This is a genomic window from Actinospineispora acaciae DSM 45401, assembly GCF_000620785.1.
In the GTDB taxonomy this organism is placed as follows: domain Bacteria; phylum Actinomycetota; class Actinomycetes; order Mycobacteriales; family Pseudonocardiaceae; genus Pseudonocardia; species Pseudonocardia acaciae.
In genome coordinates, this window is record NZ_JIAI01000011.1 from 1 (window position 1) to 11,630 (window position 11,630).

Sequence of the window (11,630 nt, forward strand, 5' to 3'; positions counted from 1 at the left end):
ACCAACCCCACCCAACGCGCCCAGCCGCCACCGGGGGACGGCACCAAGCAACCTACAAACTCAGGTCGTCGGAAATCGCGCCAGCGATTTTCGAACGAAACAAATCAACGGCATGCATGAGTACGAACCTCAAGTGACCCATCACTCACCCACGTCACGCCCCAACCCCCTGTAGCCTGGCGGTTCGTGCGCCTAGGAGTGCTCGACGTCGGTTCCAACACCGTCCACCTCCTCATTGTCGACGCCCATCGTGGCGGCCATCCCACCCCGATGACCTCGGAGAAGACCTCCCTCCGGCTCGCCGAGTCCCTCGACCAGGATGATCGGCTGAGCAAGGCGGGGGCGGATGCGCTGGTCCGCGCGGTGCGTGAGGCCCGTGACTCGGCGGCCGCCGCCAACTGCGGTGACCTCCTGGCGTTCGCCACCTCCGCGCTGCGTGACGCATCCAACTCCGCCGCCGTACTAGCGAGAGTCCACGACGAGACGGGCGTATCCCTTCAGGTTCTCCCCGGAGAGGACGAAGCGAGGTACACGTTCCTCGCGGTGCGCCGGTGGTTCGGGTGGTCGGCGGGGCGGCTGCTGGTGCTGGACATCGGCGGCGGCTCGCTCGAGCTGGCGGCCGGACTGGACGAACTGCCCGAGCTCGCGGAGTCGCTGCCGCTCGGCGCCGGGCGGCTGACCAGGGAGTGGTTCCGGTCGGACCCGCCGACCCGGCAGGAGGTCGCGGCGCTGCGCGAGCATATCGACATTGTGCTGGCGCCGGTGGCGGCCAAGTTGGGGACCCTCGATCGGGCGGATCGTGCGGTGGGCACGTCCAAGACGTTCCGGTCGCTGGCCAGGTTGACGGGGGCGGCGCCGTCCAGTGCGGGGCCTCGGGCACGGCGGGTGCTGACCGACACGGGGCTGCGTCAGGTGGCGGCGTTCATCAGCCGGATGTCCGCCTCTGACCTGGCCGAACTGGAGGGCGTGAGCGCCAGCCGGGCGCACCAGCTGGTGGCCGGCGCGTTGGTCGCGGAGGCGACCATGCGGGCGCTCGGGCGCAGCGAGTTGGAGATCTGTCCGTGGGCGCTTCGTGAAGGCGTTATTCTGCGACGCCTAGACTGGCTCGACGGGACCACCCGGGTCGACGACCCGGCCCATGACACTGGACTGGTCGCCTCTCGGGAGGCACGGTATACGGGATGACTGCGGACCACGGCTCCGACTCGGGGCGCCAGCGGACGGTCGCCGAGCTGCTCCAGCAGTACGGCGGTGAGAACCGCGGTGGCGGGCGTCGGCGTCGGCGCGCCTCCGAACCCGAGGACACCCCGGAGCCACGCTCGGACGAGCCGCCGGCCACCAGCGCCCCGACCGCCGACGAGCGCACCGACACCGTCACCGGCTCGGGCCAGCGCAGCGCCGCGCCGCCCGCGTCCTCGACGCCGCCCGCGCTGGACTCGACGTGGGCCTCGTTGGAGTCGCCGTCCAGCCGCGACGTCGGCTCGGGCACCGGCGGGTTCGACGCCCGCAACGGCTCCGGGACCTTCTCGGCGTCCTCCGTGCTCGACGGGCTCACCGGACACACGGGACACACCGGCCTCACCGGTCAGCCCGGTGAGGCGCCGCCGACCGGCCTGACCGGCTCGCCGTGGGACCGCCCGTCCCAGGCCACCGGCGCCGACTCGTTCACGCCGTCCAGCCCGTACTCCGGCACCGGCATATACCAGGCCCAGCCCTACCCGACCGGGATCTACCAGAGCGATCCGGTCACGTCCTCGACGCCCACCCGGCGCCCCGAGGAGCCGACCGACCAGCTGCCCAGATACCCCGGTGCCGGCGCCGAGGCGACCCAGGTGGCCGTCCCGATCGGCGACGACCCGAAGAAGAAGGTCGAGGGCTCACAGGGCACGAAGGCCGTCGAAGACAGCGGCCCGAGCACCGCCGTCGCCTCCCGGGCCTCGCTGTTCGACGACACGGACCCCGACGAGGACACCGAGGACACCGACGACGAGCCCGTCGACGACAAGGCCGCCCGCAAGGCCGCCAAGAAGGCCGCCCGCGAGAAGGCCCGCGCCGCCAAGGCCGAAGCGAAAGCCGAAGCCAGGGCCGAGGCGAAGGCGGACACGGACGGTGAGGCGCCCGCCGGGCTGGAGGACGGCGATGACGTCGACGTCGAACCGTCCGGGTTCAAGGCATGGGCGGTGCTGATCGCGCAGGGTGTGCTCGGCGCGGTCGGCGGCGCCGCGTTGTGGGTCGGGTTCCGTTACCTGTGGCTGAACCTGCCGGTCGTCGCGCTGGCCGCCGCCGTGGTGGCCACCGCCGGGTTGGTGCTGCTGGTGCGCACCATCCGGGGCAGCGAGGACCTGCGTACCACGATGCTCGCCGTGCTGGTCGGGCTGATCGTGACGATCTCGCCAGCCGTGCTTTTACTCGCCTCAGTGAGGTAGCCGCCCGTGCCCGATCAGCTTCCGCCGGTCGCGTTGTCCACCGCCTCGGTGTATCCGGAGTCCGCCGAGGTCGGCTTCCTGCTCGCGGCCGAGCTGGGCTACGACGGGGTCGAGCTGATGGTGTGGACCGACCCGCTGTCCCAGGACATCAAGGCCGTGGAGCGGCTCTCGGCGCGGTACCGGGTGCCGGTGCTGGCGGTGCACGCGCCGTGCCTGGCGGTGACCCAGCGGGTGTGGGGGACCGACCCGCTGGAGCGGTTGCGCCGCAGCGGCGAGGCGGCCGGCATCCTCGGCGCCGGCACTGTGGTGATCCATCCGCCGTTCCGCTGGCAGCGCGGGTACGCGGCGGCCTTCGCGGACACCGTCGAGGACGTGGCGCGCACGTACGAGGTCGCCCCGGCGGTGGAGAACATGTTCCCGGTGCGCAGGGCCGGCCTGAGCGCCGTGCCGTACGCGCCGAGCGCCGACCCCACCGACGTCGGTCACCGGTACTACACGCTGGACCTGTCGCACACCGCGGTGGCCGGCGTGGACGCGCTGGCCATGATGGACAGGATGGGCGACGGGCTCGCGCACGTGCACCTGGCCGACGGCAGCGGCTCGGCCCGCGACGAGCACCTGGTGCCCGGGCGGGGCAACCAGCCGTGCGCCGAGGTGTGCGAGCGGCTGGTGGCCAGCGGCTTTGACGGCGTGGTGGTGCTCGAGGTGAGCACCCGGCGGGCGCGAACCAGGCACGACCGCGCCGCGCTGCTCGCCGAGTCGCTGCTGTTCACCCGGCTGAGTTTGCAACCCCCGGCCCCGGTCGTGCCGACCCAGGCCGAGCCGCTCGACCCACCCGTACCGGCCGTGACGCCGGGCACAGAACCCGCTCGCTGAACGGGCGGTCACCGGCCCGGGGTGATACAAGTAGCTATATGCAACCCAGCTCGCCGGCTACCGCCGTCACCGCCTCCGACCAGCCATTCTCCGACGGACTCGCGCTGACCGCGCTGGGCGCCGGGCGCTACGGGGCCGAGCTGGGCGAGCAGTGGACGGTCGGGTACGGGCGGTTGCACGGCGGGTTCCTGCTCGCCCTGGCCACCAGCGCCGGCCTGACCGGCCTGGCCGAGCACTCCGAGAACGCCGAGCACGCCGACCAGCCCGACCCGGTCTCGGTGAGCGCCGAGTTCCTGCGCGCCCCCGTGGTTGGCCCGGCGGAGGTGACCACCGAGGTACTCAAGACCGGCCGAACGGTCTCGGTGGTGCGGGCCGTGCTGCACCAGTCCGGCCGCCCGGTGCTCAACACCACTGTCACCGCCGGCCGCCTCCCCGACGGGCCGAACGACTGGACCGACCTGCCCGCGCTGGCCGCCGAGCCACCGCCCGACGCGATCGCCACCACCGAGGTCCCCGGCACGCTGCCGCCGCTGGCCACCGCGTGTGACGTACGGCTCGATCCGACCACCACCCACTACCTGCGCAAGGAGAACGGCCCGCCGCTGATCCAGGGCTGGGTCCGGCCGCACCGCGAACCGACCAGCACCCTGTTTGCGCTGGTCGCCAGCGACCTGCTGCCGCCCGTGCTGTTCAACATGGCCCGCCGGGGCTGGGCGCCGACGGTGCAGCTCACCGCCCTGGTGCGGGCCCGCCCGGCACCGGGCTGGCTGCGCCTGCGGACCAGCTGCAACGTGGCCGGCGGCGGCTGGCTGGACGAGGACTACACGGTGATCGACTCCGCCGGCCGGCTGGTCTGCCAGGCCCGCCAGCTCGCCCTGGCGCCGTTGCCCCAGGACTGACCGCGCACGAGCGCCCAAGCTAGCGTGACCGGCATGAGGAACATCGCTGTGCTGGGCGCCGGCAAGATGGGCGAGGCGCTGCTGGCCGGGCTGGTGAAGTCCGGCCACCCGATCGACCGGCTGTGGTTCACCGAGCGGCACCCGGAGCGCGTCCGTGAGGTGGCCGAGCGGCACGGCGTCGGCCCGGTGGACGTCCCCGGCGCCGCGAAGGCGGCCGACGTGCTCGTGGTCGCCGTCAAGCCGCAGGACATCGAGCCGCTGCTCGCCGAGCTCGAACCGGCCATCCGCCCCGGCACCCTGGTCGTGTCGCTGTGCGCCGGCCTCACGACCGCCCTGTTCGAGCGCAGGCTGCCCGAGGGCATCGGCGTGGTCAGGGTCATGCCGAACACGCCGATGCTGGTCGGCGAGGCGATGAGTGCAATCTCACCCGGGCGCCACGCCACCGAGGAGCACCTGGTCACCGTTGAGGGCATGCTCGGCACCGTCGGAAGGGTGGTGCGGGTGCCTGAGGCGCAGCAGGACGCGGTGACCGCGCTGTCCGGCACGGGGCCCGCCTACTTCTTCTACGTCGTGGAGGCGATGGTCGAGGCCGGGGTGCTGCTCGGCGTGCAACGCAAGCTGGCCACCGAGCTGGTGGTGCAGTCCGCGCTCGGCGCCGCCCGCATGCTGCGCGAGACCGGCGAGCACCCGGCGGTGCTGCGGGAGGCGGTCACCTCGCCCGGCGGGACGACCTCCGCGGCGCTGCGCGAGCTGGAGCGGCACGGCGCGCGAGTGGCCCTCACGGCGGCCGTCGAGGCGGCTCGGGATCGTTCGGTTGCGCTAGGCGCCGCTGACTCTCTGTAGCTATAGCGGCAAGAATATTAGGCCGTTCGAGTAATCTTCACCCACAGGGCTTGTTATAACCTTCGCCTGAGTAACCGATGCCACGTTAGTCTCAGGGAGAACGTACGGGTAGCTCAGACGCGGGCGTCCCAGTAGCGCAGCGTGACCGACGCCGAGGTGAAGGCGATCAGCATGCTGATCGCATTTCAGTCCGCCGGCGAGCGAGGCACGAGCACGGGTGAAGGTGAGGGGCCGTATGGCGGGAGAACAGGCGAACCAGCCGGACCTTGGCAAGGTCGCGTTTCTGACAGTTGCCGAGGTGGCCGCCATGATGCGGGTCTCCAAGATGACCGTATACCGATTAGTCCATTCAGGTGAGCTCCCCGCCGCCCGAGTCGGCAGGTCCTTCCGGGTGCCGAAAGAGTCAGTTCAGGACTACCTGCGCAACGCCTACCACGACGCCGGCTGATCATCAGCCCGTGCGCGGGTGCTCCGCTTCGTTGCGCGTTCATCCGGCCAGGTAGACTCGGCGACCAGCGCCTGTAGCGGTCCCTCACCCCCCGGTCGGGGCGGACGGTACCCCGGGTAGCCAGCGCAGTTCGTCAGATCAGAAGGGTGCCGCCGAGTGGGCTCGGTCATCAAGAAGCGTCGTAAGCGGATGTCGAAGAAGAAGCACCGCAAGCTCCTCCGCAAGACTCGCGTGCAGCGGCGCAAGCTCGGCAAGTGACGCCTCGGCTCGGCTCGGTGGTCGCTCGCCGTGCCGAGCCGGAGCGAGCGGGCTCGGTTACCACAGGACGACACCTGCCGGACACACCCGGATGGCGTAGGTAACCCGGCGGTCTCCAGCCGGTAGCGGCATGTAAGAGGTGCGTGAATTCCACCGCTAGCAGGTATCCCGTTCCGCTCTGAGGACTAGCATCGGCCGTCGCGGTTCGTTCGGGGAGCGACGTTCAGGAGACCTGGTGACGCCTTCGGTTGTCCTTGTGACCGGCGTCAGCCGGTTCATCGGTGCACATCTGGCGGCGAGGTTGGCCGCCGACCCTGGGATCGACCGGGTGCTCGGCGTGGACACCGTGCCGCCACCGAGGGACTGGCTGCGCGGCATGGGCCGTGCCGAGTTCGTCCGCGTCGACATCCGTAACCCGCTCATCGCGCGGGTGATCGGCTCCGCCGAGGTGGACACCGTGGTCCACACGTCGCTCACGTCCAACCCGATCTCCTCGGGCGGGCGCGCGGCGATGAAGGAAATGAACGTCATCGGCACCATGCAGCTGCTCGCGGCGTGCCAGCGCTCGCCGAGGGTGCGCCGCCTGGTGCTCAAGTCCACCACGGCCGTGTACGGGTCGAGCCCGCGCGACCCGGCCATCTTCACCGAGTCGATGGCGCCCAAGGCGCTGCCGTCCGGTGGGTACGCCAAGGACGCCGCCGAGATCGAGGGCTACGTGCGGGGGTTCGCCCGCCGTCGCCCGGACGTCGCGGTGACCGTCCTGAGGTTCGCCAACTTCATAGGTCCGCGCATCGAGACCGCGCTGACCAGGTATTTCTCCCTCCCGGTCGTGCCGACGGTGCTCGGTTACGACGCCCGGATGCAGCTGTTGCACTCCGAGGACGCGTTGGCCGTGCTCGAACAGGCCGCCCGGGAGGACCTGCCAGGGGTGTTCAACGTCGGCGCTGACGGGGTACTGCTGCTGTCCCAGGCGATCCGCCGGGCCGGCCGGGCGCAGGTCGCCATGCCCAGCGCGGTGATCGGTCCGGTCAGCCAGCTGTTCCGGAGTGCGCGGTTGGTCGACTTCACCCCTGAGCAGATGCGTTTCTTGAACTTCGGCCGCGTGGTGGACACCGAGCTGCTGTGGGAGACCTTCGGGTTCGCCCCCCGGTGGACGACCATGCAGGCCTTCGACGACTTCGTGCGGGGCCGTCAGCTTCGTCCGGTGATCTCGACCGCGCAGGTCAGCGCGGTCGAGAAGGGCGTGCTGGCCACCGCGCGAGCCTTACTCTGAGGGAGACGGCGTGACCGAGGCACGAGTGATCCCGCTGCGCGGTGCTCAGAAAACGGCCCAGACGACGCCCACCGTGCCGTTCCAGGACAGGGGTGGAGCCGAGCGGCTGGCACCGGTCCGGGTGGTACGGCGGCCGGTGCCGACACGGCCGGAGGTCACCCCCGAACCGGACCAACGGCCGGACCAGCCAGCCCGTGACCTCGAGGAACGGCTCACCGAGGCGGTGGAGTTCCTGCGCAGGCGCGCGGGCGGCGACTACCACGTGGACGAGTTCGGCTTCGACCGCGAGTTCACCGACCACATAGTGATGCCGCTGCTGCGCCCGCTGTACGAGCACTGGTTCCGGGTGGAGACCATCGGCATGGACAACGTGCCGGGCACCGGCGGGGCGCTGGTGGTGGCCAACCACTCGGGCACCCTGCCGATGGACGCGCTGATGACCACGGTGGCGCTGCGCGACCACCACCCGGCCGGGCGGCACCTGCGGATGCTCGGCGCGGAGCTGCTGTTCCGCACCCCGATGCTCGGCTCGCTGTCCCGCAAGGCCGGGCACACCCTGGCCTGCAACCCGGACGCGGAACGGCTGCTCACCTCGGGCGAGCTGGTCGGGGTGTGGCCGGAGGGCTTCAAGGGCGTCGGCAAGCCGTTCAAGGACCGCTACAAGCTGCAGCGCTTCGGCCGGGGCGGGTTCGCCTCCGCCGCCATGCGCACCGGGGTGCCGATCGTGCCCTGCTCGATCGTGGGCGCCGAGGAGATCTACCCGCTGATCGGCGACCTCAAGCCGCTGGCCCGGCTGTTCGGCCTGCCGTACTTCCCGATCACGCCGACGTTCCCGCTGCTCGGGCCGCTGGGCGTGGTGCCGCTGCCGTCGAAGTGGTACATCGAGTTCGGCGAGCCCATCCGCACCGACAAGTACTCAACGGCGGACGCCGAGGACCCGATGCTCGTCTTCAACGTCGTCGACCAAGTCCGCGAGACCATCCAGCACACGCTCTACAGGCTGCTGTCCCAACGCCGCAACGCATTCACCGGGTGAGCGGTCAAGACCTGCGCCGGTACGCGAGGCCCGCGGCGACCGCGCCGGCCACGGCGCCGGCGCCCAGTACGGACGGCACGCCGATCTTGGCGGCCTTGCGGCCGGTGCGGAAGTCACGGATCTCCCAGCCGCGCCGCCGCGCCACGTCACGCAGCTCGGAGTCCGGGTTCACAGCGACCGCCGTACCCACCACGGACAGCATCGGCACGTCGTTGACCGAGTCGGAGTACGCGGTGCAGCGGCGCAGGTTCAGGCCCTCGCGGGCGGCCAGGGCGCGGACCGCGTGCGCCTTGGCCGGGCCGTGCAGGACCTCGCCGACCAGCCGACCCGTGTACACCCCGTCCTCGCTCTCCGCCACGGTGCCCAGCGCCCCGGTCAGGCCCAACCGGCGGGCGATGATCAGCGCCAGCTCCACCGGGGTCGCGGTGACCAGCCAGACCCGCTGGCCGGCGTCCAGGTGCATGTTGGCCAGCGCGCGCGTCCCCGGCCAGATCCGGTCCGCGATCAGCTCGTCGTAGATCTCCTCGCCGAGCGCCACCATGTCCGCGACCGGCCGGCCGGCCACGAAGGACAGCGCGCTGTCCCGGCTGTTGCGCATGCCCGACCGGGTCTCCCGGCCGCCGACCCGGAACTTCAGCTGCTGCCAGGCGAACAACGCCAGGTCGGAGGTGTCGAAGAACTTGCGCGCGGCCAGGCCCCTGGCGAAGTGGAAGATCGACGCGCCCATCATCATGGTGTTGTCCACGTCGAAGAACGCGGCGGCGGTGAGGTCCAGCGGGATCAGCGCGCCGGTGGTGTCCCTGGCCTCGAGCTGCGGTTTGAGGTTAGCCAGGGCGGCGGCGGCCGACGCCTCACCGGCGATCTCGGCCGAGGTCGTCACCGGTGTCGCACGGGGCTCGGCTGTGCGTCCAGCCGTTGCCTTCCCAGGGTCAGGTGGAACAGCCACCCAGCGCCTCCGATCAGCGGGGTGCGTGCGTACCCGGTCAGCGTACTTGGCAAGGACGCCGATCGGGGTCCCTGTCAGCCGTCGCTTCGCTTGTTCAACCCGTTGGCGATCGGCTGGAACAGGATGGGCAACAGCGGCAGCTGGAGGTTCAGTCCCGGCTGCGGCTCCTTGCTCGGGGTCGGCAGCAGGTCACCACCGTTGGTCGACTCCCGCCCCGGGAGCGGACCGATGCCACCGGAGCCGGACTTGTCACCGCCGGTCAGGCCGCCGAGCCCGGGCAGCTCGGGAGCCTTCTGCTTGCTGGACTTCTCCGACGACGACCCGCGCGAGGACTCCGACGACTCGCTCGACGACGAGCTGGAGCCGCTGGACTGCTCGGACGACTTGCTCGACTTCGAAGGCGAGCTCGGCGCCACCGACTTGATCGGCGCGAGCGTGTTCTCCTTGGAGGTGCACGAGCCCTTGGCCGGCAGCGGCCCGAGCTGGTCGGAGTCGCCGGAGGTGACCTTGTCGCAGCCCTGCCGGTTGATCAGCGACTGGGCGCGGGTGCGCAGGTCCTCGAGCAGGCGCATCGAGTGGTCGGCATCGGGCTGCGCGTTCGCCGGCATCGTGGAGCGCAGCGAGTTCAGCTTCTGCTGCTGCGTCTGCGCCCAGTTGGCCAGCGCGCCCAGCTCGGCGCTGTTGTTCGTGCCCGCCGAGGACAGCCACATCCGGGAGCCGTCGGCGGTCTGCTGGTTGAAGCCCTTCAGCGCCTGGCTGATGTCCGCGCCCCGGTCGATCGTGGGGGTGGGCCCGTTGTTGAGCTGGCGCACCTCGTCGATCCGGCTGGCCGCGTAGTCGAGCTGGCGCTGAGCCTTGTTGCCCTGCCCGGGGGTGACCCCGACCAGCGCGGACTCGGTGGCCTGTTTGACGCCGTAGAGGCTGTCGCCGGGCAGCGCGTCCTGGCTGAACATGGCACCGCCGCCGGTGATGGCCAGCACGATCACGCCGGCGGCCGCGGTGATGGTCAGCTGGGCGCGCCGGTGCGGGCTCGGGCTCGCGGTCCTGGCCTTGCGCGGGAACCGGTGCCGGCCCCGACCGCGCTCGATCGGGACGACGTTGGTGTCCTCGGGCTTGTCGTCCTCAACCGCGTCAGCGATGAGCGTCGCGTCGCCGGGAACCGTCGGCGCGTCCATCACGGTGGTCGCGTCCTCGTCGTCATTCGATGAGGTGGACGCGTCCTGCTCGGGCTGAGGGAGCATCGTCGCGGCGGCGGCCATCACCTTCGCGCGCATCCGCGCCGACGCATCGGCGTCCGGGGCCAGCGCGGCGCGGCTCTCCTTGAGTAGCGCGACGAGCTCCAGCTCACGGCGGAGTTCCTGGTCACCCGGTGGCACGGCCGCCATGCCGCGCTCTAGCGCGGCGGCGAACCGCTCGCGTCCCTGACCGTCACCCGCCGGCATGTCTGTCGTCCTCACTGCTTCACCGCGCTTACCCGACCCTGATCTACACAACGAGTCAGGAGACAGAGGGTTACGGGGGTGACGGCGTTCAGCATATCGAGTGAAGCAGTCACCAAAACTGTGCGCGACGTGATCATGTCGGTTACGCCCCGTACGGGGGACGGGGCGCTCACCGGAGGCCTTCAGGGAGTAACTGGGCGAGACGCCGGACGGCACGGTGCTGCAGCGCCTTGACGGCGCCCTCGTTGCGTCCCATCAGCCGGGCGGTCTCGGCGACCGAGAGCCCCTGAAGGAAGCGCAGCGCTATGCATTCCTTCTGGTCGGAGTTGAGCTTGGCCACGCAGCGCAGCAGCTCCTCGTAGGTGGCACCGTCGAGGACCTGCTGTTCGGGGCCGGTGGTGCTCGGCGACAGGTCGGCGATCTCCGAGGTGGTCTGCTCCAGGCGGTAGCGGCTGGACTTGACGTGGTCGAGCACCAGGTTGCGGGCGATGGTGACGAACCAGGCGCCGATGTCGCGGCCCTGGTAGCTGACCGACCCGATCCGGCGCAGCGCGCGCAGGAAGGTCTCCGCCGTCAGGTCCTCCGCGAGCTGCCGGTCGCCGACCCGGAACAGCACGTACCGGAACACCATCTCGTGGTACCGGTCGTAGAGCTGGCCGAACGCCTCCTGGTCACCGGCCTGCGTGGCACGGACCAGGTCCCACCCGGCCAGACCGGTGCCGTCCGGGCCGGGCCCCTCGTTGCCGGCGGCGGGAGCGGAGCCGTTGTCGGGGCGTCGGGGCGTTGTGTCCACCCCATGAGCCCCGCCCACCCTGTCACCGGAGCGCGGCTCGGCGACGCGGGGCGCGGCCGGCCTGCCCCGCACCGGTCCCTGGGGTCCCGTCTGCGACGGAGCCCCCGGTCGCGCGGCCGGGGGCGTCTGGGTCGGAGCCGAGCTCCGGGGCGGGGTCTGTGCGGTGGGCCCGCCGTTGAGCGGGGGAGCCGGCACTTCGTCGGGTCGGGGGCGCGGCAGCACGGGCAGCGAGCGGCCCGGCTGGCGCCCGGTCGGCTGGCCGCTGCGCTGGGCGCCCGGGTCGGCCGACCGTGAGGTGGGGAGCTGACCAGTGATCTCCGCCTCCGAGCGTTTCTCGGAACGCAGGAGTCTCGTTGGCCTGAATGGGCGGGTCACGATTCCCGGGGCGGG

The 11,630-nt window shown here is 71.3% G+C and carries 12 protein-coding genes; 9 read left to right on the forward strand and 3 right to left on the reverse strand.

Translation table 11 applies throughout. The features are described 5' to 3' along the window. Window positions 1-186 precede the first annotated feature (186 nt). From N912_RS56635 to N912_RS0135350, 9 genes are all read left to right on the forward strand, one after another. On the forward strand, window positions 187-1,185 hold the full coding sequence (locus N912_RS56635; protein ID WP_084211499.1) for a Ppx/GppA phosphatase family protein: 999 nt from the start codon (window positions 187-189) through the stop codon (window positions 1,183-1,185). Further along, on the forward strand, window positions 1,182-2,426 hold the full coding sequence (locus N912_RS64010; RefSeq protein ID WP_028926135.1) for a hypothetical protein: 1,245 nt from the start codon (window positions 1,182-1,184) through the stop codon (window positions 2,424-2,426). The genes N912_RS56635 and N912_RS64010 overlap by 4 nt, the downstream gene beginning before the upstream one ends. Window positions 2,427-2,432: 6 nt before the next feature. Further along, a complete protein-coding gene (locus N912_RS56645) occupies window positions 2,433-3,302 on the forward strand; it encodes a sugar phosphate isomerase/epimerase family protein (protein ID WP_051581257.1) in 870 nt (289 codons plus the stop codon). Between the two features lie 38 nt (window positions 3,303-3,340). Next, window positions 3,341-4,201, forward strand: a complete 861-nt coding sequence (locus tag N912_RS0135330) for a thioesterase family protein (RefSeq protein ID WP_028926136.1) — start codon at window positions 3,341-3,343, stop codon at window positions 4,199-4,201. Between the two features lie 33 nt (window positions 4,202-4,234). Continuing rightward, window positions 4,235-5,044: a pyrroline-5-carboxylate reductase gene (gene proC / locus N912_RS0135335; protein ID WP_028926137.1), complete on the forward strand. Its 810-nt coding sequence runs from the start codon at window positions 4,235-4,237 to the stop codon at window positions 5,042-5,044. A gap of 235 nt (window positions 5,045-5,279) precedes the next feature. Then, on the forward strand, window positions 5,280-5,492 hold the full coding sequence (locus N912_RS0135340) for a helix-turn-helix domain-containing protein (RefSeq protein WP_028926138.1): 213 nt from the start codon (window positions 5,280-5,282) through the stop codon (window positions 5,490-5,492). A 156-nt stretch (window positions 5,493-5,648) separates the two neighbouring features. After that, entirely contained in the window at window positions 5,649-5,750 is a 102-nt protein-coding gene (locus N912_RS62675; RefSeq protein WP_010241351.1) for a 30S ribosomal protein bS22, read from the forward strand. A gap of 235 nt (window positions 5,751-5,985) precedes the next feature. Beyond that, window positions 5,986-7,023, forward strand: a complete 1,038-nt coding sequence (locus N912_RS0135345) for an NAD-dependent epimerase/dehydratase family protein (RefSeq protein ID WP_028926139.1) — start codon at window positions 5,986-5,988, stop codon at window positions 7,021-7,023. 10 nt (window positions 7,024-7,033) lie between these two features. Further along, on the forward strand, window positions 7,034-8,059 hold the full coding sequence (locus tag N912_RS0135350) for a lysophospholipid acyltransferase family protein (RefSeq protein WP_028926140.1): 1,026 nt from the start codon (window positions 7,034-7,036) through the stop codon (window positions 8,057-8,059). A gap of 4 nt (window positions 8,060-8,063) precedes the next feature. On the opposite strand, the gene N912_RS0135355 is transcribed toward N912_RS0135350, so the two are convergent. From N912_RS0135355 to N912_RS66035, 3 genes are all read right to left on the reverse strand, one after another. Beyond that, complete coding sequence (locus N912_RS0135355) at window positions 8,064-8,939, reverse strand: HAD family hydrolase (RefSeq protein ID WP_028926141.1); 876 nt, start codon at window positions 8,937-8,939, stop codon at window positions 8,064-8,066. A 140-nt stretch (window positions 8,940-9,079) separates the two neighbouring features. Beyond that, on the reverse strand, window positions 9,080-10,447 hold the full coding sequence (locus N912_RS0135360; RefSeq protein WP_028926142.1) for a DUF5667 domain-containing protein: 1,368 nt from the start codon (window positions 10,445-10,447) through the stop codon (window positions 9,080-9,082). A 169-nt stretch (window positions 10,448-10,616) separates the two neighbouring features. Next, window positions 10,617-11,159 carry a sigma-70 family RNA polymerase sigma factor gene (locus N912_RS66035; RefSeq protein ID WP_051581321.1) on the reverse strand — a complete coding sequence of 181 codons (543 nt, stop codon included), beginning with the start codon at window positions 11,157-11,159 and terminating at the stop codon, window positions 10,617-10,619. Window positions 11,160-11,630: the final 471 nt, after the last annotated feature.